This window comes from Mycobacterium sp. NTMscope_MAC_269 (assembly GCF_976985695.1).
The window spans coordinates 1,695,136-1,718,811 of the sequence record NZ_OZ335668.1 but is presented as its reverse complement, the minus strand read 5'-3'; the positions used below and the strand labels follow the sequence as shown (position 1 = coordinate 1,718,811).

The window sequence follows — 23,676 nt, the reverse complement described above, 5'->3', positions numbered from 1 at the left end:
GCGAAGCTGTCTGTTCGGGACTTTTCTCACTGTGGCCCAATCTGCTTGGCGAACTTGACATCCCGGACGGATCCGGCAGGCAGCGAAAGACCGTCGGCGACATCCACCGTAACCACCACGCCGTAGGAAATCTCCAGCAGCCTCAGGCGCTGCAACCCCGGGCTGTTGTCGAAGACATCGCGCATCGACCGCGGCGGCCCGATCGCCAGGATCGTGTACGGACTGCTGGTCGGGTTGTTGTCGACGAGGATCGCGCCGCCGGCTTGCCGGATGGTCACGTTGGGCCCGATCCGCACGCCGCCTACCGAGATGGCCTCGGCGCCGCTGGCCCACAACGAGTTGACGACCAGCTGCAAGTCGCGGTCGAGGATGATCTGCCTGCTGCCGCTGACCCGCTGCTTGGACACGTCGGAGAGGTTCGGGCTGGCGCCTGGATCGGTCACGGTCAACTTCAGGCCGGGACCGATGATCGCCGTGCTGGCCGCCGCCAGGCTGAGCGCGTCGAGGCGTTTCAGCAGCCGCTGCCCCTCGGCGTCGTCGGCCAGCGCGTGGCGCTGCACGTCGTCGAGTTGCGTCGAGAGGTGGTTGCGGCGCTGGGCCAACTGGGTCGCGGAGCCTTCCGTCGCCCGCACGTTGCCCAACAGCAGTTGCTGGGCGTCGCGCACCCCGGGGGCTACCGAACGGGCCTGCGCGACCGCGGCGGCGAAGACCGTGGCGATGAGCAGCGCGGCAAGGGCCTGCCAGAGCCAGCCGAGGGCCCCTGGGCGTCCGCTGCGCGAGCCCTCGGTGTCGGCTCGCCTGGCCGCCGCCGCGGCGTAGCCGGGATCCAGGTGCTCGGACAGCAGCGCGCGCAGCAGCGAGGGCACCGGAATCTGTGGTGGCCGCGCCGCCACGTGCGCGCTGTGACCGGCGTTGGGGTCATAGCCGCCGAGCAGGCGGTCCGCGTCAGCCATGGTCGGCCACCTTCGCCGCGGCCGACGGGCGCGAACCGCGATCGACCTTGGGCATGCGACGTAATACCAGTGTCATTTGAACCGCATACTGCACGAACGCCCACAGGTAGGCGTACATACCCCAGATCAGGAAGGCCCACCCGCAGGCGCCCACCACCCGGCTCCACAGCGCATCCCACGTGCCCAGTAGCACCAAGGGGAAGCCCGACATGAGGGCGAACGTCGCGGCCTTGCCGATGTAGGTCACCGGCAGCGCCGACAGTCCGCGGCTCCACAGCAGCGGGAGCGTCGCCGCCAGCAGGCCATCGCGTGCGAGTAGGACGGCGACGAACCACCACGGCACGATCCCGCTGAACGCCAGCACCACCGGAACGGCGACCATGTAGAGGCGGTCGACGGCGGGGTCGAGCAGCACGCCGAGCCGCGAGGACTGATTCAGTGTCCGGGCGATCTTGCCGTCGGCCCAGTCCGAGGCGCCGCTGAACATCAGGATCGCGACCGCCCACCCGGGGGCGTGCGCGACCAGCAGGACGTAGATGAACACCGGAATGAGCGCCAAGCGGATAGCGCTGAGCGCGTTGGGGACCGTCAGCACCCGGTTGGGCGGAAGCACCGGCTCCATGAGCCGTGACCTTAGCCCGGTGACGATGCGGTCCGCACGACGGACCGCTGAGGAGGCGGGCCATCGGGTACGCCCGGCGACGATGCGGTCCGCACGACGGACCGGCGACGCGAGCGTAACGGCACTGCGATTTCCGGCTCGATTTTTCGCAGTGACGTCACGCTCGCGGCGGTGGCTGATCAGCGCCTCAGCTCAGCGGAACACCCCGGGCAGGCTCAGGGTGGACAGCGTGTCATCCGACAGCGGGTTGTCGTTGACCATGTACGTCCACGTCGAGGTCGGCCGCGCCAGCTTGGACAGGTCCAGCCCCGGCTCCTCGTCGAGGACGTTGGCGGTTTCGAAGGTCTGCTGGGCCGCCTCGATCGCGTCCGCGGCCAGTGAGGCGAACGCGTCGACGGCCATCCGGTGGAACTCGTCGAGCGGGTTTTGCCGGCCCAGCGCCCGCAGGTGGATGCTCTCGCGGATGTCGGCCAGATACGCCAGATGGTCGGCCCAACCGCGGTCCAGGTGATAGAGCATGATCTGCCGGCAGATCGTCTCGAGGCGTTCTTCGGAGATTTCCCCGGCCAGTTCCTCGTAGCGCTTCGGCGCCAGTTCGGCGAGTTCCTCGCGCGCGGTTGCGGTGCGCAGCAACGTATTCCGTCGATCGACGATGATGGCGCGCTGCTGGGCGATCAACTGGTTGTAGCGCCAGGTGTTCGCGTGCACGTCGAGCATGCGGCCCTCGGCGACCCGCTGGGCGTGGTCGAGCAGCCCGGCCGCCTTGGGGCTGACGATCCGGCCGTCCTCGTCGGTGTCCATCGGCAGCTTGTTGTGGTCGAGGTTGGCCGCCACGACGTCGTCTTCCCAGCTGGAGAAGAACACCGACGACCCCGGGTCGCCCTGCCGCCCGGCGCGGCCCCGCAACTGGTTGTCCAGCCGCTCGGTGTGGTGGCGGCCGGTGCCGACCACGTGCAGCCCGCCCAGCTCGGCGACGCGGTCGTGGTCGGCTTCGTCGGAGCCCCCCAGCCGGATGTCGGTGCCGCGCCCCGCCATCTGCGTCGATACGGTGACGACGCCGAACTTGCCGGCCTCGGCGATGACCTGGGCTTCTTCGGCGTCGTTCTTCGCGTTGAGCACCACCGCGGGCACACCGCGGCGCAGCAGCCGTTCGTGCAGATCCTCGGACTCGGCGACATCGCGGGTGCCGACCAGCACCGGCTGCCCGGTCTCGTGGACGTCGGCGATGTGCGCGACGATCGCGTCATTCTTGGCCGCGCCGGTGATGTAGACCCGGTCGGACTCGTCTTCACGAATGTTGGGCTTGTTCGGAGGAATCGGCGACACACCGAGCTTGTAGAACTGGCGCAGCTGTTCCCCGGCGGCCAGCGCGGTGCCGGTCATGCCGCACACGGTGGCGTAGCGGTTGATCAGCGCCTGCACCGTGATGGTGTCGAGCACCTCGCCGGTTTCGGTGGTCTCGATGCCCTCCTTGGCCTCGACGGCCGCCTGCAGCCCGTCGGGCCAGCGCTGAAGTTGGGCGATGCGCCCGCGCGAGGAATTGATCAGGTGCACCGCGTCGTCGCGCACGATGTAGTGCACGTCGCGCTGCAGCAGCACGTGCGCGTGCAGCGCGACGTTGACCTCGGTCAGCGTGGTACCGACGTGCTCCTCGGAGTACAGATCGATGCCGCCGAGCGCCTTTTCGACCTTGCGCGCGCCCACCTCGGTCAGATGGACGTTGCGGCTGTCGGAGTCCGTGTCGAAATCGGTGTCTGCGCTCAATTCGCCCACCAGCCTGATGATTTCGAGCCGCGGGGTCTCCCGATGGGTGGTTCCCGCCAGCACCAGCGGCACCAGCGCCTCGTCGACCAGCACCGAGTCGGCCTCGTCGATGAGCGCGACGTCGGGGTTGGGCGACACCAGGTCGTCGACGTCGGTCACCAGCTGATCGCGCAGCACGTCGAAGCCGATCTCGTTGACCGAGGCGTAGGTGACGTCGCAGCCGTAGGCGGCCTTGCGCTCCTTGCTGGACGACTCGGCGGTGATCCAGCCGACGGTCAGCCCCATGGCCTCGATGACGGGGCCCATCCATTCCGCGTCACGGCGCGCCAGGTAGTCGTTGATCGTCACGACGTGCACGTGCCGCCCGGCCAGCGCGTACCCGGCGGCGGCGATCGCGCCGGCCAGGGTTTTGCCCTCGCCGGTGGCCATCTCGATCACGTCGCCGGCCAGCATGCGCAGCGCGCCCAGCAACTGAACGTCGAACGGTCGCAGCGCGCTCGCCCGCTCGGCCGCCTCCCGGGCGATGGCCAGGAACTGCGGAATGTCCTCGGAGTCCGCGAGATCCTCGAGGTTGAGCAGCCCGGCCGCCTTGCGCAGCTGCTCGTCGGTCAGACCGGCCGCCTCGTCGTCGTATTCCGAGGAGTCGTTGACCTGGGTGAGAGAGCGGCTGCGGTCCTTTTCGGTGCTGGCGCCGAGCAGCTTCCAAAAGCGGCTGCTCAGCCGGCCGGGTTGAGCGCGGGTCGTCTTAGGCACAGGTCAACGGTACGCGGTGGGCCACCGCGCACCCTCATCAAGCGAGGTTGGATCGGCGTGGATAGGCGATGTTGGGGTCGGTGAGCACGTTGACGACGGCGGGCAGGCCGCTGGCGAAGGCCCGCTCCAGGGCGGGCCGCAGCTCGCCGGGCGCGGCCACCAACTCGCCGTGGGCGCCCAACGCGCGCGCCACCTCGTCGTAGCGGGTCCCGGGGCGCAATTCGGCCACCACCGAATAGCCGTACAACGCCTCCATGGGGTGTTTTTCCAAGCCCCAGATTCCGTTGTTGCCGACCACCGAGACGACGGGCACGTTGTGCCGGACCAGGGTGTCCCATTCCATGCCGCTGAAGCCGAACGCGCCGTCGCCCTGCAGCAGGACCACCTGGCGCTCCGGCCGGGCCAGCTTGGCGGCCAGGGCGTAGCCGGGCCCCGAACCCAGGCAGCCGAACGGGCCGCTGTCCAACCAGCATCCAGGCAGGTAGCTGTCGATCACCCGGCCGGCGTAGGAGCCGAAATCGCCGGCGTCGATGACGACGATGGCGTCGCGGTCGAGCATGGGCGCCAACTCCGCGTACACCCGCATGGGGTGTAACGGGACGCTGTCGTCGGCCAGCTCGGCCTTCTCCGTGGCGCGCGCCGCGGTCTCGGCCGTGCGGAGCTCCTCGATCCAGTCTCGGTGCCCGCCGCCCCCGGCGGTGGCCAGCGCCGCCAGGCTCGTCAGCAGGTCGCCGTAGAGCTCGGCCTGCACCTGGCGCGGATGGCGGCGCTCGGGTTGGACACGGTCGACGACCACGAGCTGGGTCTGTTGCCCGAACACCGCGCCGAAGCCCAGCCGGAAATCCATGGGCACGCCGACAATCAGCGCAATGTCGGCCTCCCCCAACGCTTTTCCGCGAACCCGGGAGAATGCCAGCGGGTGATCGGCCGGGACCGCGCCGCGGGCCATCCCGTTCATCAGCACCGGGATCTGGAGCTCCTCGGCGAGGCGCAGCAGGGCGGCCTCCCCGTGCCCCCACCACACGTTGGTGCCGGCCATGATCACCGGGCGCTGGGCCGCCGACAGCAGTCCGGCGGCGCGGGCCACCGCCTGGTCATCGGGTGCGGGCCCCGGCGGGACGTCGACGAGGGCCCCGGGGTGCCCGTCATCGTCCGACATCGAGAACACGTGGTCCATCGGGAAGTCGACGAATCCCACACCCGACGGCGCACCGACCGCGGCGCGCAACGCGTCGTCGACGAGGCGGCCGGCGTCGTCCGCCGACTGCGCGGTGGCGGCGAAACGGGACAGGGGCGCCACGAATGGCACATGGTCGATCTCCTGCAACGAGCCCATGCCCCAACGCTGAGCCGGGGCCCGGCCGCCCAGCACCACCAACGGCGACTGGTTCTGCTGCGCCGCCGCCATCGCGCTCATCCCGTTGGTGATGCCCGGCCCCGCGGTCAGCGCCGCCACCCCCGGAAGCCTGGTGACCTTCGACCAGCCCTCGGCGGCGAAGGTCGCCGTCTGTTCGTGGCGGGTGTCGATCAGCCGGATACCCTCGTCGCGGCAGCCGTCGTAGATCGAGAACAGGTGGCCTCCGGACAGCGTGAAGACGGTGTCGATTCCGCTGGCTTTGAGGCGACGCGCGACGAGGCGGCCGGCATGTACGGTCTGGCTGGACGGAGCGTCGATGCTCATCTGCGCAGCCTATTCGAGAACCGCTCGGGTAGCTTGCGGGAAGTGCCGACCGCTAGAAGGAGACGCCGAAATTGGACTCGAAGCTGTTCAAACCGTCCATCGATTGGTCGTCGGCATTTCAGGATTCCCTGCGGTGGCTCGCCATCGCGTGGGTTATCGGTGCCGTCTGCCTGCTGGCGGCGTTGGTCGCCGCCAGGTATCTGACCCCGTGGGGCCGCCAATTCTGGCGGATCACGCGCGGCTATTTCGTCGGACCGACCAGCGTCAAGGCGTGGTTGGGGCTCGGGGTGCTGCTGCTGCTGGTGCTTTTCTCGGTCCGGCTCAACGTGCTGTTCAGCTATCAGAGCAACGACATGTACACGGCGTTGCAGGTGGCACTAAAAGGGCTCGCCACGGGTAACGACGAAGTCAAACACTCCGGGATCCACAACTTTTGGGTCTCGCTCGGGATTTTCATCCTGCTGGCGGCCATCTTCATCGCCCGGGTGATCCTCGACATCTACCTGACGCAGCGGTTCATCATCGCCTGGCGCATGTGGCTGACGGGCCATCTCACCGACGACTGGCTGGCAGGCCGCGCGTATTACCGGGACCTGTTCATCGACAACACCATTGACAACCCCGACCAGCGCATCCAGCAGGATGTCGACATCTTCACCGCGGGGGTGGGTGGCACACCGAACATCCCCTCCAACGGGACGACCAGCACCCTGCTGTTCGGCGCCGTCAACGCGGTGGCGTCGGTGATCTCGTTCACCGCAATCCTGTGGAATTTGTCCGGCGACTTCAACCTCTTCGGTGTGAACGTGCCGCGTGCGATGTTCTGGACCGTCCTGATCTATGTCTTGATCGTGACGGTGGTCGCGATTTGGCTTGGGCGCCCGCTGATTTGGCTCAGCTTCAACAACGAGAAACTCAACGCCGCGTTCCGCTACGCCCTGGTGCGGTTGCGCGACGCCGCGGAGGCGGTCGGCTTCTACCGCGGCGAGCGCGTCGAACGTGCCCAATTGTGGCGGCGCTTCACGCCGATCATCGACAACTACCGCAGGTTCGTCCGCCGGACCATCATCTTCAACGGATGGAACTGGTCGGCGACGCAGACCATCATTCCGCTTCCACTGGCGATTCAGGCGCCGCGCCTGTTCGCCGGGGAGATCGCCTTCGGTGATGTCACCCAGACCGCGCAGGCTTTCGGCAACATCAACGACTCACTGTCGTTCTTCCGCAACAACTATGACGCGTTCGCGGCCTTCCGTGCCGCGATCATCCGGTTGCACGGCCTCGTCGACGCCAACAGCAAGGGCCGCGCGCTGCCCACTATCTTGGTCAAACCCAGCGAGGAGACCGCGGTGGAGCTACGCGGCATCGAGGTGCGGACGCCGGAGGGCGACCCGCTGGTCGACTCCCTGGATATCCAGCTCGATTTGGGTGACAGCCTGGTGATCACCGGACGCTCGGGGGCCGGCAAGACGACGTTGCTGCGCAGCCTGGCCGAATTGTGGCCGTACGCCTCGGGGACGCTGTGCCGCCCGGACGGCGACAACGAGACGATGTTCTTGTCGCAGTTGCCGTATGTGCCGCTCGGCACTTTGCGCACCGTGGTGTGTTATCCGAATTCGCCGGACGGCGTCTCTGATGACCAGCTGCGCGACGTGCTCACCAAGGTGGTGCTGGCGCCACTCATCGACCGCCTGGACGAGGAGCAGGACTGGGCCAAGGTGCTGTCCCCCGGCGAGCAGCAGCGCGTCGCGTTCGCGCGCATCCTGCTCACCCGACCGAAGGCGGTCTTCCTCGATGAGGCGACCTCCGCGCTGGACAGCGGCCTGGAATACGCGCTGTATCAACTGGTTCGGGCCGAGCTGCCGGAGTGCGTCATGGTCAGCGTGAGCCATCGGCCTGCCGTCGAGCAGCACCACGAGCAGCAGCTGCACCTGCTCGGTGGCGGCGCGTGGCAGCTGGGTCCGGTCGAAAAGGAGCCCGCGCAGGTCTAGCGCCTACGCTCCCCCGGCCCGCCTAGCCGCGTGCGCTCCGGCGCGGCGCCCGAAGAACGAGCCCTCACCCAGCTGTGTCCCGCTCGCGTACCCCTTGCCGTCCTGCGCGAGGTTGGCCGCACACGCGCCCGCGGCGTAGAGGCCGGGCACCACGGTGCCGTCGGCCCGCTGCACCTCGCCGTCGACGCTCACGGCAAGACCGCCGATCGTGAATCCCGAGTACATCGCGCGCCCCAGCGACAAATCGAACACTGCCCACGGCCCATTGTCTTGCGGCGCAAGGAATTCCGGCTGCTTGTGGAAATCAGGGTCCTCGCCGGTGGCGGCGAGCTCGTTGTAGCGGTCCAGGGTGGCCGCGAGGTTGCCCGCCGGGATGCCCAGCGCGGCTTCCATTTCCGCGATCGTCTCGTAACCGTCGAGGAATCGGATCAGCGGCATCGCCGGCATCTCGGTGTGTGCCTCGTCGACGATCAGGTATGCGGTCTGTTCCGGCTGCTCGAGCACGAAAGCGGAAGTGCGCGAATGGTAGGAGTCCTCGGCGACGAAGCGCTTGCCCTCCTTGTTGACGATGACACCGGTCAACAGGATTTCGGGCGGATAGGCCGCCGCGGTGATGAACAACTCATCCATGTGCTTGGTGGCGCCGCCCGCCGAGACCCCCATCCGGATGGACAGCCCGTCGTCGTTGGGGTTGCCCAGGATGTAGGGCGCCGCGAGTCCGTGATGCTTGGTGCGCCGCGGCTGGCCCAGAGCGGGAGTGTGCTCGGCAACCATCTCCGGATTCATCGCGAAACCACCGGCCGCGATGATGACGGCTTTGGCCTTGACGGCGCCCGTTTCGGTGAAGTGCTTCCACGCGGCGCCAACCACGGCGCCGTCGTCGTTCAAAATGAGATTGGTCGCCCCGGTCTCGTAACGGGTCTGCACGCCCAGAGCGTCGGCGCGTTTCACCAGCAGGTCGATGACCATGGCCGCGCCGCCTAGCTCGCCCGGCACCGGCACGGAGTGCCCGCGCGGCGCCGGCTTGGCCCGCTCGCAGAAGGGCCAGACCTTTTCGTTGCCCGTGTAGCTGAGGCCCTCGGTGCCGGGCGGCACGACGACTTTGCCCGGGTAGTAGCTGCGCTCGAACTGAAAGCCCAAGTCTTCGAGCCAGTTGAAATGCTCGACGCTGCCGTCGCAGTAGGCGCGGATCTTGTCGAGTTCGGGCTCACGCGATACCTCGACGAGGTACTTGTACATCTCTTCGGCCGAGTCGTCCTGACCGGTCGCCTGCTGCACGGCGGTCCCGCCGCCGAGGTAGAAGTGCCCTCCGGCAAGCGAAGTGGTGCCACCGGCCACGGCAGCCCGTTCGAGCACCAGCACCCGCGCCCCTTCGGCCGCCGCGCTGACCGCGGCGCAGCCGCCGGCAATGCCGAAGCCGATCACCAACACGTCGACCTCGTCGGACCACGACGTCACGTCGTTAGCACTGACTGTTGCCGGTATCTCGGTGCTCATCGGCGCCACTCCTTCTCATCGCTGCGCTCTGCATCGTCGTTGGCGCGGCTCATCGGCGCCACTCCTTCTCATCGCTGCGCTCTGCATCGTCGTTGGCGCGGCTCATCGGCGCTGCTCCTGTTTGATGTAGTCGTAAAACGCCCTCATTTCGGGCGCGACGTACGCGAACTCCACAAACGGGACTCCCGCCTGCGGCGCTGCGACATAGGCGAACTGGATTCCGCCGGGCATCACGCCTTGCTGCACAACCGCGGCGCCTCGCTCGGCGGCGTGGACCAATGCCGCCGCGAATTGGTCGGGGCTTTCGGCCTCCATGCAGACGTGATGCAGACCCGGGCCGCAATCGCGCAAAAAGTCACTATAGATGTTCTCGCCCCGCATCGGTTGGATCAGCTCCAACTGCATGTCGCCGAGGTAGCTCAGGGAGATGCTGGCGACGAAATCCGCGGGCTTGCCGTAGTAGCTGCAGGCGTCCGGAGCAAAGTGGACGTCGGGGATGCGCACCCACTTCCGCACGCCTAACAGGCCGGTGAGCGCCGTTTCTGTGGCGTCGAGGTCGGCGGTGACCCAGGCGATCTGCGTCGGCGATTCAGCGGGGACGGTCATCGTCTCGCAGAATAGTCCAGCCGCCGGGCCGACAGAAAGGGGCCGAACGACTTTGCCGTGCCGAGCCGTACCGGGCCGGAAATCCCGGGGTGAACACGTTCTATTTTCGCTCGTTCGCTCCGCGCGGGGGCATCAATGTTGGCTCAGCACGTCCACCAGCAGCCGCAGCTGGGTGTCGAAGATCGCTTCCGGGTCGGTGAGGGTGTCCGCGCCGTACTGCCCGAACACCTCGAGGCTGATGGCGCCCAGCACCCCGGCCCACAACACGAAGCACTTGGCAAGCACGTGATCGTCACCGGGGAACCCGAATTCGTGCCGGATCCGTTCGAAGTCCGATGACATAGGTTGCGGCGCAACATCATTGGTGAGACGGATGTCCCCGGTGGCGATTCCGGCCGCCACGGCGTCGAACAGCGCCGCGACCACCCGGGTGCCGACGGCAACCGTGCGCTCGGGGGGCGCGTGATATCCGGGGACCGGGCTGCCGTACAGCAGGGCCCAGCATGCCGGGTGCGCGACGGCCCATCGCCGGGTCGCCCGCGCGATGGCGATCACGTCGTCGCTCCACAGTTCTCCGACGGTGTCGCGGGCGCGTTCCACGGCGTCGGCCAGGTCGGAATAGGCGTCGACCAGCAGCAAGGTCAGCAGCTCGTCGCGGCTGGAGACGTACCGGTACACCGCCGAGGACACCATGCCCAGGTCGCGGGCTATCGCCCGCACGGACAATCCGGCCGCGCCGCGCTCGACCAGTTGGCGGCGACCGAGTTCGATGATCCGCGCCTCGATCTGTTCGCGTGACTCCTGGCGTTTGCCCACGCCGCCAGTCTGACACAATCGAGAACACTGCTCTTGCTTTTCGGGCCGGGGTGTGGCAACGTCATCACAAGCGAGAGCACCGCTCTCTGAATCTGTCGAGAGGACCCGCCATGTCCACGCGCTATGAGCAGCCGAACCGGGCCGCCCGGGCCGCCAACGTGGTGATCCGCTGGCTTGCAGAGGCGGGGATCAGCATCGCCGGCACCCGCGCGCTGCGCGTTCGCGGCCGCAAGTCCGGCAAGCAGCGCGCGGTCGTGGTCAACCTCCTGACCGTCGACGGCGTGGACTATCTGGTCTCGCCGCGCGGCAACACCCAGTGGGCGCGCAACGTCCGAGCCGCGGCCGCCGTCGAGGTGGGTCCACGGTGGCGCCGGCAACGTGCTCGGGTCAGTGAGGTCGACGACGCGGCCAAGCCCGATCTGCTGAGGCGCTACCTGGCCCGGTGGTACTGGCAGGTCAAGGATTACGTCGCGGGGCTGACGCCGGACAGCAGCGACGAGCAGTTCCGCGCCGCGGCGCCCACGATTCCGGTGTTCGCGCTGACCAAGGCAGGCTGACGGGACCCAGCGGGCCGCTGCGGCGCGTTACCCCCGCACCCCGAGGTCTTGGCGAACCTCCTCGGAGGTGGCCCGCCATGACACCGCCGCCGGGAAGTCCCCCCAGACGCTGTTGAAGATGCCGACCAGCTGAGCCGGCCCGCCGTTGGGCGCCAGATATACCGGCCCACCCGAATCGCCGTTGTGGCTCTGCACGCCGTGCGACATGGTGAACCAGCCGTTGTTCACGCTCTCCACCGTGCCGCAGGTTTCGCCGGTGATCACGCCGTAATGGCAGATCGGCTGGCCGGGCGTCAGCGCCGGCGCGGGGTCGGAGACCAGCGGGCGCCCGCCGGGCAGGATGTTGTTCGCCGTGACGTCGTTGTCCAGCACGATCGCCTCGTAGTCGCTGATGACCTGGCTCGTGGACACCGTCGTCCCGCTGGGGGTGTTGTCCCGGAAGGCGGCCAGGCGGCCGATGACGGTGCCGCCGCGATCCGTGACGACCCCACCCCCGCCCCGGCAGTGTCCCGCGGTGAATGCGATTTTCAGGCTGGGGTCGACGTATCCCAGGGTGCAGACGCGGTTGTCCTGGCGGATCTCCATGCCCGGATACACCAGTACGTCGGCTTTTGCCGGCGCGGCCGGCGACGAGGAGGCGAGCGCGGCGACAGTAACCGACGCGGCGAAGGCGCGCAGTGCCAGGCGATGCACCATGAACTCCGATCCATCGGGCGGATACCGACGGGAGGTCGAGGTTACGGCCTGCCCGTCCTCCCCTTCGGCTTTTCGCGCCGGGCCGCCCCGATGTTACAGAGAGGTCACGAGCGAGGCGGCGGCCTCGGTTTGACCAGCGGTGCGCGGGGCCCAGCCGGGCGGGCCGAACACGTAGCCCAACCGGTCCCGCAACCGGGTCGCCGTTCGCCAGTCGCGGGCGATCGCGACGTATTCGCGCGTCTGCAGCTTCCAGATGTTGAAGGTGTCCACCTGCTTGGTCAGGCCGTAGTGCGGGCGGAACAGTTCGGGCTGGAAGGTGCCGAAGAGCCGGTCCCAGACGATGAAGATGCCGCCGTAGTTCTTGTCGAGGTACGCCTTGTCCATCCCGTGGTGCACCCGGTGGTGCGACGGTGTGTTGAAGACGAACTCGAAGGGCCGCGGCAGCTTGTCGATCCGCTCGGTGTGGATCCAGAACTGGTAGATCAGGTTCACCGAGAAGGCGAAGAACACCATCCACGGCGGAATTCCCAGCAGCGGCAACGGAATCCACATCAAGATCTCACCGCTGTTGTTCCATTTCTGCCGCAGCGCGGTGGCGAAGTTGTAGTACTCGCTGGAGTGGTGGGCCTGGTGCGTCGCCCAGATCAACCGCACCCGGTGGGCGATCCGGTGATAGGCGTAGTACAGCAGGTCCACGCCGAGAATCGCGATCACCCAGGTGTACCAGCGGGTCGCCGACAGGTGCCACGGCGCCAGGTAGGCATAGATGGCGGCGTAGCCGAGCAGCGCCAGGGTCTTCCAGCCGGCGGTGGTGGCCACCGAAACCAGCCCCATCGAGATGCTGGTCAGCGAGTCGCGGGTGCGGTGCGCGCCGGATGCCGGGCGGTCGGCGTCGGCCGTGAGGTGTTCGAGCTTGCGGGCCGCGGTCCATTCGAGGGTCAGCAGCAACAAGAAGAACGGAATGGCGAGCAGCACCGGATCCCGCATCTGCGGAGGCAGCGCGGACAGGAAACCGGAGACGGCACTCACAGAGGTAAGACTACGACGAACGCCGCGATGCTCAGCGACGATCGTCGGACTGCATGTCGCTCCCGGCGTACCACTGGACCGCCCGGACGCCGGGCAGCAGGGATAGCTCCGCTACCAGCCGCTCCAGCCGGGCCGGGGCGTCGCCGTCCATCAGCAGGTGCGCCGTCAGGGTGATCTCGTCATCGGCCGGATGCCCGGTGTGGATCCCGCGAAGCGTGATGTCATTGCCGCCGGCGTGCTGGACGATCTGCGCGCGCGCGTATTTCTCGTGCTTGGGTCGGCAGACCACCTGCACCAGGTAGGGCAGCAGGCTCTCGTCTTCGTCGGCGCTGTTGTCGCGATCGATCAACCGGCCCAGCGGACGCCCCAGCACGTGAATGCCGATGACCGTTCCGGTGCCGATCAATGCGAAGACCAGGTGCCCGGAAGCGGCCAGCACGCCGATGGCCGCCGAGCACCACAGGGTGGCGGCGGTGTTGAGGCCCCGGACATTGACGCCCTCCCGCAGGATCACCCCACCGCCGAGGAAACCGATCCCGGACACCACATAGGACGCCACCCGGGTGGGGCTGGAATCCGACGTGGCCGCCGCGTAGAGAACGAACAGGGTTGCGCCCCCGGCAACCAGCGCGTTGGTGCGCAGCCCGGCCCGACGGGCCCGCCACTGCCGTTCCAGGCCGATGAGGGCGCCGCAGCCCACGCCGACGCCCAGGCGAAGCGCGAAGTCGACGGCACTCAGCGTTTGCACGACACGCTCCTTCCCGGTGGCAAGACGGCGAAGGGAGCTAACCAAATCCGGGTTAACCGCAAGTGGAGCCCAACCGAACCGCTGACGTCGGGCGGTATCGCCCGACAGGCGGCTCTCAGGCTAACCGGCTTTGGGCGTGATGTGGCGGGGGCAGTAGGCGCTCGAGGCGAGCGCCGCGAATTTGGCGGCGGCGTCCATCGTCATCCCGGGGTTTTGATCCTTGATGTCGCTGACGACCTGCAACCCGGTTTCGCCCCTGCCCATCAACCCGCACACGGCCTTGGCGGACGTGATGACTTGGCTGGGACTGCTGTAGGTGATGCCGGAATTGCTCAGGGTGGCCAAGAACGCCGCATCGTCGCCCTGCGGCTCGGCGTGCGCGGGTGCCGCGAAACTGATCGCCCCAAGGGCGCCGAGCAGCGCTACGAGAAGTTTCATGCCGTTCCCGCCTTTCCGAGCCGGGCGTCGGGCAAGGTCACCGTGGGCTTGTCGCCGCTGGACACATGGACCGCATGGATGCCGGGCTTCTTTGACAATTGGTCGAGCAGGGCGTCGAGTCCTGCCTTGTCGACGTTCCAGTGCTGCACGGCCTCGGGTTGCTTTTGCAGCTTCGCGATGACGTCGTCGAGCTTGACGGGTTCGGCGGCCTTCGTCGCTCCCCCGGCGCGGGCCCGGACGCCCCTGCCGCTCACGACTTGCGGCGCGACAGCGCCGAGCGCACCCCCGGTCATGCTGCCCAGTGCCATCTGACCGAGCAGGCTTCCCGGGATGCCGACCGCGGGCGCCGCGGCGATACTGGCGCTCGGCGCCAGCCCGCTGGCCAACCGGATGGCCGGGGTGGCCGACGCCCAGGTCGGTGGCACCGACAGCCTGCCCACCACGTTCGCCTCACCCATGCCCGCCGATACAGCGCTGGTCAGGCTGGCACCGGCCGACCGTAACCCGAGCCCGGCTCCCAGCGCGGACTTCGGGATGTCGGCGCCCTCGACCGGGAGGTTATAGAAATATTTGAACTCGGTCATAGCAAGGTTGAACGGGGCCAGGGCTTCGCTGGCTACCGTGTTGAACCGGCCGATGTCGGCCAGGATCCCGAAGGTGTTCTGCCACGTCGTCCCGGCCAAGGGGGAACCCGTCAGGCTATTGAGCACCTGGTCCCAAAAGTCCATGTAGCCGCGGGAAGCATTGCCGATGGCCTCGAGTAGCTGGCTGAAGATGCCCGACGGTGGGGCCGTGGCGTCCGTGGCCGCCGCGGTACCGCTCGCCAGGCCGGTGGCTTCGCTCAGTGTGGCCGCCTGCGCGGCGATGCCCGCTTCGTTGGTGGTCGGGGGTGCCTCGGTGAACGGTGCCAGTCGCGTGGCGGCCGCCGACGCGCCGGCATAGGCGTACATCGCGGCGGCGTCCTGCGCCCACATTTCCCCGTATTCGGCCTCGGTGGCGGCGATCGCGGCGGTGTTCTGCCCGAAAGCGTTGGTCGCCAACAACATCGCCAGGCGCGTGCGATTGGTCGCGATCTGGGTCGGTGGTACCACCGCCGCGAAGGCGCTCTCGTAGGCGCCCGCCGCCGCGGTGGCTTGCACGGCTGCCGTCTTGGCCTGCGCCGAGGTCTCCGACATCCATGCCACGTACGGTGCGGCGGCGGCGGCCATGGCGACGGCTGACGGGCCGGCCCACGCCTCGTCGGCCAGTCCCTCGACGATCGCACCGTAGGACGACGCCGTGGACTGCAGCTCGGCCGCCAACGCGTCCCACGCGGCAGCGGCCGTCAACATCGGCCCCGCGCCCGGGCCCAGGTACATCCGACCGGAGGTGATTTCGGGTGGTTGGAACGCGAAATTCATCGGCGTGCCCTTCCCGTGCCTGCCGCCGACGAATCGGGAGTACTGGCAAACATCCCGTGCATCGCCGACGTTTGCGGCGGTGACATCACGGAGGACATGGCGCGTCCTCCGCTGTCCGTTGGATCGGTGCCGACCGGGGTGTCACGTCGAAGGCCCATCAGTCCGCCGGCACCACGATGATCGTGGCGGTGGTCGCGACGCCGTCCGCAGCGGGTGCGGCGACGCCGGTGGTGCCGTTGCTAACGGTGCGCACACCCGCGCCCGCCAGCGCGCGCCCTGCGACACTCGCCATGGCCATCTCGCCGAACATGGCCCCCTGTGACGTGGCGGCCATCGCCGGGACGGCGCCCAGACTCGCACCCGGCAGCACCGAGGCAACCGTCTTCATGACGGGGGCGGCGGCGGCCCAGCCCCGCGGAACCGAGAGCGCTCCGACCAGGGTGGCGCGGCCCATCGAGCCCGCCACGGCGCCGATGTCCGGCGTCACCGCGGACACATAGCCGCCCCGCAGCGGCGCCAGCGGCGACAATCCCCCGGCGATGTCCTTGCCGCCGCCGAGCAATTCGGCGACGCCTGGCACGTTTTGGGCGACACCTAAGGGCTGGAGGGCGAACAGGAACCAGCCCCCGGGCACGATGAGTGCCCCGATGGGGCTGTAAGCGCCGGTGACGGCGGCAAAAAAGGGCCGCAGCGCAGCGGTGATCGGGTAAATCGCTTCGATGATCGAGGCCGCCGGCGTCGCTGCCGTTGCCGACGGGGTCGCCGCCAGGGTTTGCAACATTGTGGGCGTCCCGTCGACAAGCGCCGACAGCTCGGATCGGAGGTCCGACGCGGCCGTTTGCGTCACGGCGGCGGATTGTCTTGCCACCGCGGACGAATCGGTAGTCTGCGGCGGCTCGGTGAAGGGCGTCAGCTGCGTGGCCGCTGCTGACGAGGCGGCGTAGGCATACATCGCAGCGGCGTCCTGCGCCCACATTTCGGCGTACTCCGCTTCAGCCGCCGCGATCGCCGCGGTGTTCTGGCCGAGCACGTTCGTGGCGATCAAGGTCATCAACAGGCTGCGGTTGGCGGCGATCACCGGCGGAGGCACCGTCGCTGCGAACGCGGCCTCATAGGCTGCGGCAGCGAGCCCGGCCTGCACCGCCACCTGCTCTGCCTGGGCAGCACTCGCCGCGGCCCACGCCACGAAGGGCGCGGCCGCCGCACTCATCGACGCCGCTGCCGGTCCTAGCCAGGACCCGACGGTCATGCCTGCGATCGTCGAGCTGTAGGCCGCCGCGTACGAATACAGTTCGGCCCCCAGCGCATCCCATGCCCCGGCGGCGGCCAGCAGGGGCCCCGATCCGGCACCCACGTACATCCGTCCTGAATTGACCTCTGGTGGCAGAGCCCCGAAGTCCACCCGTCGCCTCCCGTCCTGCTCTGGTGCCAGGGTAGGAGCGAATATGCGGCCATCCCGCAAATAAGCTGCGGCTCAAATGGAATTCATGAGATTCGCCGGTGCAGCATATGTGTATTCCATGTGTTCCACCGACGGCTCCCAGACCGTCTCCGACTGAGAAATTCTCAGGATTGGCATTCCGCGCGGCCAGCGGACGCGACGTATCGCTTGCGGACCGGCATGGTTCGTCCTACCGAAACCTGTTGAGTGTGAGACGAATTGTGTTGTACACCAGCGTTCCGGTCGGAATATCCGGCCGACGGGTTACGGAGCTACCGTCTGTTAAGTTGCTGCGGGCAATAGTATTTCGCCGCGATCGCCAAGAACGACGTCGCGTGTTCGTTGGTGAGTCCGGGGTTTTCGTTCTTCAATTCGTCCACCATCTGGGGCCCCAACTCGCCGTTCCCCATCGACACACATACAGCCTTGGCGAACTTCACCGCCCCGTCCGGGGTCGCGTACGTGATGCCCGCGCCGCGCAGCGACGCAAGAAATCCGGCCTCGTCGCCACCGCCGGTTCCCGGTTCGCCGTGCGCGAGCGGGGCCAGACCCAGGGCGGCCGAAACGCCGACGCCCAGCGCCAGCAGCAGTCTCATGACTCATGATTCTCCCATGCCGCGACCACGCGTGCAGCGCCGGGCGTGGACACCGCAGACATGCTGCGCGACAACGTATTCAACCGGCCCGGCGGTTCAGGCTTTGGAGAGTTGCTGGGGGCAGTAGAACTTCGCGGAAAGCAGGGCGAAATCGGATGCCATCTCCATATCCATGCCGGGGTTGTGGGTTTTCACGTCGTGGACGACCTCCAGGCCGGATTCGCCGTTGTCCAAACACGAGCACACCGCCCGTCCGGCGGCGACGGCCGAACCCGGTGTGGCAAAGCTGAAGCCGGCTTGCTGCAGCGCAGCGACGAAGCCGCCATCGTCGCCGTCCGGTTGCGGCACAGGGCTCGCGTAAGCCGGCGGGGCCAGGCCGATCGTTGTGAACGCGCCGAGAAGCGCCAGTAGTCGTTTCATGATTCATTACCCTTCTGTTGTCACCATCGCCAGCGGCGTGAACGATGATTACGTTGTCCCCTAACCCAATTGGGCTTCGGTCGGCAGGACTTTGGACTTGTCTCCCTTCTTCAGATGCACCGCGTGAATGCCGGGCTTCTTGGCAAGCTGCTCGAGCAGCGCATCGAGGTTTTCCTGATCGACGTTGTGGTGCTGTACGCTTTCGGGCTTCTCCGAGATCTGGGCGACAAGGCGTTTGAGCTGTTCCGGCGACTGCTTGTCTTTGAGGTCCTTGATCGGGGCCATCCGGTTGCGCACGCCGCCGCGGACCACCGTCGGCCCCCCGGAGCCCACCGCGCTGCCCAGCATCCCGGCCAGGCCCATCGAACTGAACAGGCTTCCCTCGCCCAGCGCGGCCGCCGGCACGGCCTCGGCCCCGGCGGCCGATAGCGCCGCGGCGACGGTCCTGACCGACGGTGTGGCCGTGGCCCAGCTGGGCGGGATCGACAGCTTGCCCACCAGCGTGCCCGCATTACCCATGCCGGCAATGGGGCTGACCGCGCTGTACAGGGTCCCGCGACCGAAGCCCAACGCCCCGAGCCCGGCGCCGAGCGCGTCTTTGGGCAACGCCCCGTAGGCGACGGGTGGGGCGAACTTGAGCCACTGCGACAACGGAAAGTTGACCAACAATCCGATGTCGTTGAACTGCGTGGTCAGACCCAACGGCACCTTTACGGCGTTGTACATCGCCGTGTAGAAGCTCGCCCCGCCCGGGACGGTGTTGAAGAGATTCGTCATGAACGTCTGGTAGAGGTACGCCAGGTTGGCCGCGCCGGAGAAGGCCCCGCTGTAGGGCAGCGTGGTCGTCGCTGCCGCCGCCGCGGTACTGGCCACATTGGCGGCCGGCGCGGCGGTGGCTGACGTCACCGCGGCCGCTTGCATCGGTTCGGCTGCCGCACTTGTGGTCTCGGGCGCCGGGCTGAACTCCGTCAATTTGTTGGAGGCGGTCGCCGACGAGGCGAAGTAGGTGTCCATCGCCGTAGCGTCCTGAGCCCAGAACTCGCCGTATTGGGCCTCGTTCGCTGCGATCGCCGAGGTGTTCTGCCCGAAGAGGTTCGTCGCCACCAATTGCGCTAGCAGCGCGCGGTTTTCGGCGATCACCGCCGGCGGCACATGTGCGGCGAATGCCGTCGCGTAAGCGGTTGCGGCGTCGGTGGCCTGGGCCGCGGATTGTGCGGCCGCGGCGGCGGTTTGCTGCATCCACGCCACGTACGGGGCGGCCGCGGACGCCATGGCAAACGACGACGGGCCCACCCAGGGCCCAGCCGTCAGGTTCGCAAGCACCGATGAGTAAGACGTTGCGGTGGACTGCAATTCGGTGGCCAGGCTCTGCCAGGCCGTCGCCGCGGCCACCAGCGACCCCGCACCCGGACCGCTGTACATCCGCCCCGAATTGAACTCCGGCGGAAAAGCTCCGTAAAACATCCCTGCTACCCCCTACCTCGGCGTTCGGGTGGACTGCACGTGGCTGCGCGCGGTGTGGTCATCGCGATCACTCCTCGATGCACGGGATCACGATGATGGTGGCTGCGGCCGGATCGGCCTCTGCGGCAACGCCGCCCACTGCGCCCACTGCCGAGGCGGTGCCGCCAGCCGGACGGGTGGCGGCGGCAGCGACGGCGCGTCCGGCAAGGCTGGACAGGGCCATCTGGCTGAACACGCCCTCCTCGCCGGCCAGCGCAGCCGTTGGCGCCGCCAAGTCGGCCGGCAACGCCTGGGTAAGCGATCGCAGCGCCGGGGCACCTTCGGTCCAGCCCTGCGGCACCGACATACTGCCGACCAGGGCGGCTTTGCCCATCGACCCCGACACCTGGCCGGCTCCGACCGCGGAGCTGAGCATGGGCTTGACGGCATTGGCGCCACTGGTCAGGGGGGCCAACGCGCCCGAGATGGCTTTCGGCCCGGCCAGATAGGCGGCCGCGCCCTGTCCGTTCTGGCCCCAGGCGTACGCCTGGCCGAACGACAGGAAGGGGCCCCCGGGGATGGTGGTCCACGACTGCGGCGAGTACACCCCGGTCACTACCGACCAGAATTCGTTCCAGTTGGTGATGAAGCTCGGCGTCGTCAGCTCGGCCGACGTTGCCCCCGTCGTGCCGACGTTCGTCACGGATTGCGCCGCCGGCTGCAGCGTGGCGCTCAGCTGCGACAGCTGGGTGGCGGTGTTCGAACCGGCCTGTCCGCCGCTCTGTGCGACAGCCGCGGCTTGCGCCGGCGCGCCCGAATCGTTGGTGGTGCGCGGGGGTTCGGCGAACGGGGTCAGCGTCGACGCGCTCGCCGAGGAGGCCGCATAGCCGTACATGGCGGCGGCGTCCTGCGCCCACATCTCCATGTAGTGGGTTTCGGTGGCGGCGATCGCCGGGGTGTTCTGGCCCAGGATGTTGGTGGCGACCAACGTGGCGAGCAGAGCGCGGTTGGCCGCGATCACCGGCGGCGGCACCGTGGCCGCGAACGCCGCCTCATAGGCGCCGGCGGCGAGCTTGGCTTGCGCGCCGGCCTCCTCGGCCTGCGCGCCCGTGGCATGCATCCACGCCACGTACGGGGCCGCCGCGGCCGCCATCGCCAGCGACGAGGGCCCGGTCCAGGGGCCCGTCGCGAGGGCCTCGATAGTCGAGTTGTACGACGCCCCCGTCGTCTGCAATTCCGCGGCCAACTCGTCCCAGGCCGCAGCGGCGGCCAGCAGGGGTCCCGAGCCGGCACCGACATACATCCGCCCTGAGTTGTATTCGGGCGGATACGCACCGAAATCCAGCATTCAGGACCTCCTCGAGTGGCGGCTGTGGTGACCACGGCGTCGCGGGCCACGCCTCGACAAACCCGCAGTACCAAGGGTGTTCGTGAAATTCGCTTTCAAACGGATGTACAGATTCCGTGCGTCGCAGACAGCAAGCGTCCACTCCCCTGCTGCAGATCGGGCGCCATGATTGGCGAACAAATTAATGGTTAGCCTCGTTGCTATTGCACTCACAAGGGTGCACGAAAGTTATTTCAGTCGACGTTCCCGTCGCGTAAACTCAGGTAAAACATCAATGTCGTGGGCCTCCTGCTGCATGTGAGAATGCGTGGTGAATACGGCAGGTTAGTGGCGTGAATCACTCATCCTCCTGGCTTTGGCCAGCCTTCCTTCACGGGTTATCGGATCGATTCATTAATCCGTCTACCTGGCAGGCGATAACCGTCTAGGTGACATTCATCGATGTGCTAATTTCCCCCAAAATTGCACCGAAATGCAGCGTTTAGAAGTCTTCTCTCTCGTTCACGTCTGACAATGGGTGAGCAATATTTTGGGCGTTGAAAAAACCGGTTCAGTGCGACGTCACTGTCACGTATCGCGGGTCTCACTCGTCTGATTCCGCAATTCCCGCGGAATATGACTACCTCAGCTGGAACCCGACGGCGCTGTCGGCGGCGGCCACGTTGCTTTCCGCGGACCGCGGAATCGTCTGTCCATGGCAGTTGGCGACTTTAAGATCACCAGGAGTCGTTCCCAAAGCCGAGTCGCCACGACGTCCACCGCGGCATGCCCTGGTGCTCAGCGTTGAAAAACGCGGCCTGGACACGGATCAGGGCACTATGGGCGTCGACATCGTCGAACTGGCGGTTGATGGTCACACCGGCCTCCTAACGTCTACTCATACGACTAGACGCGTCGAGCCTGCTGTGGCACTGATTAGCGACTGGTAGTTCGCTGTGAATGGGTTTTCTTCACACACAACGACTTTCGATTGTGATATATCCCGATCGACCAAAGATCGGCCCGGAGTAGGCGCCGCCGATTTTTCACTGACGATGAATTGCCCTGGGCGGCAGCGAGTGTCAGGTGGCCCGCGACTTGGGCTAGCCGGCGGCGGGCGGACGTACCACGAAATTCGGCCGGAAACCGTACTGCGGAACGGCGCGTCCGAGTCCCTGGCCGCCCATCCCGCCGAACGGCATCCCGGGCATGCCGGCCGCCATCGCCGGCGGCGGCGCCACCATCGGGGTGCCCCCCAGCGTCGACGCCAACGGACTGGCCACCGGCGCGGGTGGGGCCCAGCTCGGCGGCACCGACAGTGGCCCGACCAGCGACGCCCGGCCGAGCCCCGCCGATACCGATGCGCCCGCATTGCCCACACCCGCCAAGCCCGACAAGCCCTGGGTGCTGGTGCCGATGCCCGTCGCCAGCGGCGCCCCGCTTGCCAGGTCGTTGAGGGCGCCGGCGCTGGCGCCGACCAGCGTCGAACTCGTGACGGTCTGCACGACCTGGGCCGGATCGAGCGCCCCGGTCGACGTGATCGTGTTCCAGAAATTGCTGTTCGGGTCGAGGATCGACGACAGGCCCGACGTCGAGGATGTCGATGACTCCGTCGGTGACGAGAGGGTCTGCAGCGCGTTGGGAACGGCGGTGTTGAGTTGCGACAGCGTCGCCTGCTGGTTTCCCGCCGAGGTGCCGGTCGCCTGGGCCACCGCGGCGGCCTGGCGTGCCTGACCGTCCTGGCTGGTCGTTTGGGTCGGCTCGGTGAACATGGCCAGGCGTGTCGCGGCCGCAGACGAGCCGGCGTAGCCGTACATGGTGGCCGCGTCCTGGGCCCACATTTCCCCGTACTGCGCCTCGGTGACCGCGATGGCAGGAGTGTTCTGACCCAGCACGTTGGTAGCGACCAGCGTCGCCAGTTGCGCACGGTTCGCCGCGATCAGCGGCGGCGGCACCGTGGCCGCGAACGCCGCCTCGTAGGCCGCCGCCGCGGCTTCGGCCTGGGCGGCGGCCTGCTCGGCGTGCGTGGCGGTGGTGCTCATCCAGGCCACGTACGGCGTCGCCGCGGCGGCCATCGCCGCCGATGCGGGCCCGTGCCATTCCTCGCTAGTCAGCGCCGAGAGCACCGACCCGTACGACAGTGCGGCCGAACGCAATTCCGCGGCCAGGCCGTTCCACGCCGACGCGGCGACCAGCATCGGGCCCGAACCCGGTCCGGCATACATACGCGCTGAGTTGATCTCCGGTGCAAGCATTGCGAAGTCCACGAACATTTCCGCCCCCTCCCCTAGTGCGCCGCGCTCGTGACGGTCAGCGCTTGCGTCCAGCGGACGCCGGTCTCGGCGCTGAATTGTGGTGCGGTCATTGTGGATAACTCAGCGGCCGCGGCCACCGCTGGGCGCCGCGTCATCGAAAAGGGCATGGGAGTTCTCCTCGCGGAAGAGAACCGAACTCAGCCGTGGTTCACCCATCGGGAAAATTCCGCGCACACTCGCGCACGCACGCGTAAAGCGTTGGCGTGCGCGAGAATATGTGGAATAAGCCGATTCAGGCTACGAAACGTGGCCGGGGTCGGATCGCAACGAAATGGTCATCGATCTGGGATACGGACTATCTCCGGGACTCATTTCGCTCTCACCTCCTCGCGGCCAGGGCATACGGGGATGCCATACGTCGCACACGGGGATAAGCACCCAACGCGAGAACCGTTGGGCGCGCACCCCTCTCGTCAGAGCTTCGGCACCACACGGCGTATCCGGTCACCAGATCCGGAAGCCACTTGGGCTCAACCCTTAATCCGGGAGGAGCTGTCCTGACCCTGGGCGTCTCTCGACGTTCGAGGTCAGTGGCCTATGTCCGTGCAGACGCCTCGCCTAGCGAGGTGCTTGCACAGGCCAT

21 protein-coding genes, 1 pseudogene and 1 riboswitch are annotated in these 23,676 nt (G+C 67.6%); of the genes and pseudogenes, 2 read left to right on the top strand and 20 right to left on the bottom strand.

The window, feature by feature from the left end:
• Positions 1–26: 26 nt before the first annotated feature.
• The 4 genes from ACZ50Z_RS08010 to ACZ50Z_RS07995 all read right to left on the bottom strand — a co-directional run bounded on the left by ACZ50Z_RS08010 (position 27) and on the right by ACZ50Z_RS07995 (position 5,773).
• Complete coding sequence (locus ACZ50Z_RS08010; protein ID WP_464483064.1) at positions 27–953, bottom strand: DUF881 domain-containing protein; 927 nt, start codon at positions 951–953, stop codon at positions 27–29.
• Positions 946–1,575, bottom strand: coding sequence for a CDP-alcohol phosphatidyltransferase family protein (locus ACZ50Z_RS08005; protein ID WP_464483063.1), 630 nt, complete (start codon positions 1,573–1,575; stop codon positions 946–948). The genes ACZ50Z_RS08010 and ACZ50Z_RS08005 overlap by 8 nt, the downstream gene beginning before the upstream one ends.
• Positions 1,576–1,767: 192 nt before the next feature.
• Positions 1,768–4,092 carry an accessory Sec system translocase SecA2 gene (gene secA2, locus ACZ50Z_RS08000; protein WP_464483062.1) on the bottom strand — a complete coding sequence of 775 codons (2,325 nt, stop codon included), beginning with the start codon at positions 4,090–4,092 and terminating at the stop codon, positions 1,768–1,770.
• A gap of 37 nt (positions 4,093–4,129) precedes the next feature.
• Positions 4,130–5,773 (bottom strand): acetolactate synthase, encoded by a 1,644-nt coding sequence (locus tag ACZ50Z_RS07995; protein WP_464483061.1) that lies wholly within the window; start codon positions 5,771–5,773, stop codon positions 4,130–4,132.
• Between the two features lie 71 nt (positions 5,774–5,844).
• Between ACZ50Z_RS07995 and ACZ50Z_RS07990 the strand changes: the two genes are divergently transcribed.
• Positions 5,845–7,764 (top strand): ABC transporter ATP-binding protein/permease, encoded by a 1,920-nt coding sequence (locus ACZ50Z_RS07990; RefSeq protein ID WP_464483060.1) that lies wholly within the window; start codon positions 5,845–5,847, stop codon positions 7,762–7,764.
• A gap of 3 nt (positions 7,765–7,767) precedes the next feature.
• On the opposite strand, the gene ACZ50Z_RS07985 is transcribed toward ACZ50Z_RS07990, so the two are convergent.
• The 3 genes from ACZ50Z_RS07985 to ACZ50Z_RS07975 form a co-directional block, all read right to left on the bottom strand.
• Entirely contained in the window at positions 7,768–9,261 is a 1,494-nt protein-coding gene (locus ACZ50Z_RS07985; RefSeq protein WP_464483059.1) for an FAD-binding protein, read from the bottom strand.
• A gap of 102 nt (positions 9,262–9,363) precedes the next feature.
• Positions 9,364–9,867 carry a VOC family protein gene (locus tag ACZ50Z_RS07980; RefSeq protein ID WP_464483058.1) on the bottom strand — a complete coding sequence of 168 codons (504 nt, stop codon included), beginning with the start codon at positions 9,865–9,867 and terminating at the stop codon, positions 9,364–9,366.
• A 132-nt stretch (positions 9,868–9,999) separates the two neighbouring features.
• Entirely contained in the window at positions 10,000–10,683 is a 684-nt protein-coding gene (locus ACZ50Z_RS07975; RefSeq protein ID WP_464483057.1) for a TetR/AcrR family transcriptional regulator, read from the bottom strand.
• A 110-nt stretch (positions 10,684–10,793) separates the two neighbouring features.
• Between ACZ50Z_RS07975 and ACZ50Z_RS07970 the strand changes: the two genes are divergently transcribed.
• Positions 10,794–11,240, top strand: coding sequence for a nitroreductase/quinone reductase family protein (locus ACZ50Z_RS07970; RefSeq protein WP_464483056.1), 447 nt, complete (start codon positions 10,794–10,796; stop codon positions 11,238–11,240).
• Positions 11,241–11,267: 27 nt separating this feature from the next.
• Here ACZ50Z_RS07970 and ACZ50Z_RS07965 read toward each other — a convergent pair whose 3' ends face one another.
• The 13 genes and pseudogenes from ACZ50Z_RS07965 to ACZ50Z_RS07905 form a co-directional block, all read right to left on the bottom strand.
• On the bottom strand, positions 11,268–11,936 hold the full coding sequence (locus ACZ50Z_RS07965; RefSeq protein WP_464483055.1) for an Rv1815 family serine proteinase: 669 nt from the start codon (positions 11,934–11,936) through the stop codon (positions 11,268–11,270).
• A gap of 93 nt (positions 11,937–12,029) precedes the next feature.
• Positions 12,030–12,965 (bottom strand): sterol desaturase family protein, encoded by a 936-nt coding sequence (locus ACZ50Z_RS07960; RefSeq protein WP_464483054.1) that lies wholly within the window; start codon positions 12,963–12,965, stop codon positions 12,030–12,032.
• A gap of 31 nt (positions 12,966–12,996) precedes the next feature.
• The gene (locus ACZ50Z_RS07955) at positions 12,997–13,713 is read right to left on the bottom strand and encodes an MgtC/SapB family protein (protein ID WP_464483053.1); all 717 of its coding nucleotides are present in this window, start codon (positions 13,711–13,713) and stop codon (positions 12,997–12,999) included.
• A gap of 120 nt (positions 13,714–13,833) precedes the next feature.
• Positions 13,834–14,151 carry a DUF732 domain-containing protein gene (locus ACZ50Z_RS07950; RefSeq protein WP_464483052.1) on the bottom strand — a complete coding sequence of 106 codons (318 nt, stop codon included), beginning with the start codon at positions 14,149–14,151 and terminating at the stop codon, positions 13,834–13,836.
• On the bottom strand, positions 14,148–15,551 hold the full coding sequence (locus tag ACZ50Z_RS07945; RefSeq protein WP_464483051.1) for a PPE family protein: 1,404 nt from the start codon (positions 15,549–15,551) through the stop codon (positions 14,148–14,150). The genes ACZ50Z_RS07950 and ACZ50Z_RS07945 overlap by 4 nt, the downstream gene beginning before the upstream one ends.
• Before the next feature lie 157 nt (positions 15,552–15,708).
• Positions 15,709–16,953, bottom strand: coding sequence for a PPE family protein (locus ACZ50Z_RS07940; RefSeq protein ID WP_464483050.1), 1,245 nt, complete (start codon positions 16,951–16,953; stop codon positions 15,709–15,711).
• 311 nt (positions 16,954–17,264) lie between these two features.
• Complete coding sequence (locus ACZ50Z_RS07935) at positions 17,265–17,588, bottom strand: DUF732 domain-containing protein (RefSeq protein WP_464483049.1); 324 nt, start codon at positions 17,586–17,588, stop codon at positions 17,265–17,267.
• A 96-nt stretch (positions 17,589–17,684) separates the two neighbouring features.
• A complete protein-coding gene (locus ACZ50Z_RS07930; RefSeq protein ID WP_464486134.1) occupies positions 17,685–18,011 on the bottom strand; it encodes a DUF732 domain-containing protein in 327 nt (108 codons plus the stop codon).
• Between the two features lie 57 nt (positions 18,012–18,068).
• Positions 18,069–19,472 carry a PPE family protein gene (locus tag ACZ50Z_RS07925; protein ID WP_464483048.1) on the bottom strand — a complete coding sequence of 468 codons (1,404 nt, stop codon included), beginning with the start codon at positions 19,470–19,472 and terminating at the stop codon, positions 18,069–18,071.
• A 67-nt stretch (positions 19,473–19,539) separates the two neighbouring features.
• Positions 19,540–20,799: a PPE family protein gene (locus tag ACZ50Z_RS07920; protein WP_464483047.1), complete on the bottom strand. Its 1,260-nt coding sequence runs from the start codon at positions 20,797–20,799 to the stop codon at positions 19,540–19,542.
• Between the two features lie 619 nt (positions 20,800–21,418).
• Positions 21,419–21,656 (bottom strand): annotated as a pseudogene (locus ACZ50Z_RS07915) (type VII secretion protein EsxI).
• 225 nt (positions 21,657–21,881) lie between these two features.
• Positions 21,882–23,051 carry a PPE family protein gene (locus ACZ50Z_RS07910; protein WP_464483046.1) on the bottom strand — a complete coding sequence of 390 codons (1,170 nt, stop codon included), beginning with the start codon at positions 23,049–23,051 and terminating at the stop codon, positions 21,882–21,884.
• Between the two features lie 14 nt (positions 23,052–23,065).
• Positions 23,066–23,200: a hypothetical protein gene (locus ACZ50Z_RS07905; RefSeq protein WP_464483045.1), complete on the bottom strand. Its 135-nt coding sequence runs from the start codon at positions 23,198–23,200 to the stop codon at positions 23,066–23,068.
• Between the two features lie 291 nt (positions 23,201–23,491).
• Positions 23,492–23,666: riboswitch (M-box (ykoK) riboswitch) on the bottom strand.
• Between the last annotated feature and the right edge of the window lie 10 nt (positions 23,667–23,676).

Bases quoted from the DNA above. Each gene is read 5' to 3' on its own strand.
- ACZ50Z_RS08010 (WP_464483064.1), bottom strand. From the start codon at position 953: ATGGCTGACGCGGACCGCCTGCTCGGCGGCTATGACCCCAACGCCGGT.
- ACZ50Z_RS08005 (WP_464483063.1), bottom strand. From the start codon at position 1,575: ATGGAGCCGGTGCTTCCGCCCAACCGGGTGCTGACGGTCCCCAACGCG.
- ACZ50Z_RS07995 (WP_464483061.1), bottom strand. From the start codon at position 5,773: ATGAGCATCGACGCTCCGTCCAGCCAGACCGTACATGCCGGCCGCCTC.
- ACZ50Z_RS07985 (WP_464483059.1), bottom strand. From the start codon at position 9,261: ATGAGCACCGAGATACCGGCAACAGTCAGTGCTAACGACGTGACGTCG.
- ACZ50Z_RS07980 (WP_464483058.1), bottom strand. From the start codon at position 9,867: ATGACCGTCCCCGCTGAATCGCCGACGCAGATCGCCTGGGTCACCGCC.
- ACZ50Z_RS07970 (WP_464483056.1), top strand. From the start codon at position 10,794: ATGTCCACGCGCTATGAGCAGCCGAACCGGGCCGCCCGGGCCGCCAAC.
- ACZ50Z_RS07965 (WP_464483055.1), bottom strand. From the start codon at position 11,936: ATGGTGCATCGCCTGGCACTGCGCGCCTTCGCCGCGTCGGTTACTGTC.
- ACZ50Z_RS07950 (WP_464483052.1), bottom strand. From the start codon at position 14,151: ATGAAACTTCTCGTAGCGCTGCTCGGCGCCCTTGGGGCGATCAGTTTC.
- ACZ50Z_RS07945 (WP_464483051.1), bottom strand. From the start codon at position 15,551: ATGAATTTCGCGTTCCAACCACCCGAAATCACCTCCGGTCGGATGTAC.
- ACZ50Z_RS07935 (WP_464483049.1), bottom strand. From the start codon at position 17,588: ATGAGACTGCTGCTGGCGCTGGGCGTCGGCGTTTCGGCCGCCCTGGGT.
- ACZ50Z_RS07925 (WP_464483048.1), bottom strand. From the start codon at position 19,472: ATGTTTTACGGAGCTTTTCCGCCGGAGTTCAATTCGGGGCGGATGTAC.
- ACZ50Z_RS07920 (WP_464483047.1), bottom strand. From the start codon at position 20,799: ATGCTGGATTTCGGTGCGTATCCGCCCGAATACAACTCAGGGCGGATG.
- ACZ50Z_RS07910 (WP_464483046.1), bottom strand. From the start codon at position 23,051: ATGTTCGTGGACTTCGCAATGCTTGCACCGGAGATCAACTCAGCGCGT.
- ACZ50Z_RS07905 (WP_464483045.1), bottom strand. From the start codon at position 23,200: ATGCCCTTTTCGATGACGCGGCGCCCAGCGGTGGCCGCGGCCGCTGAG.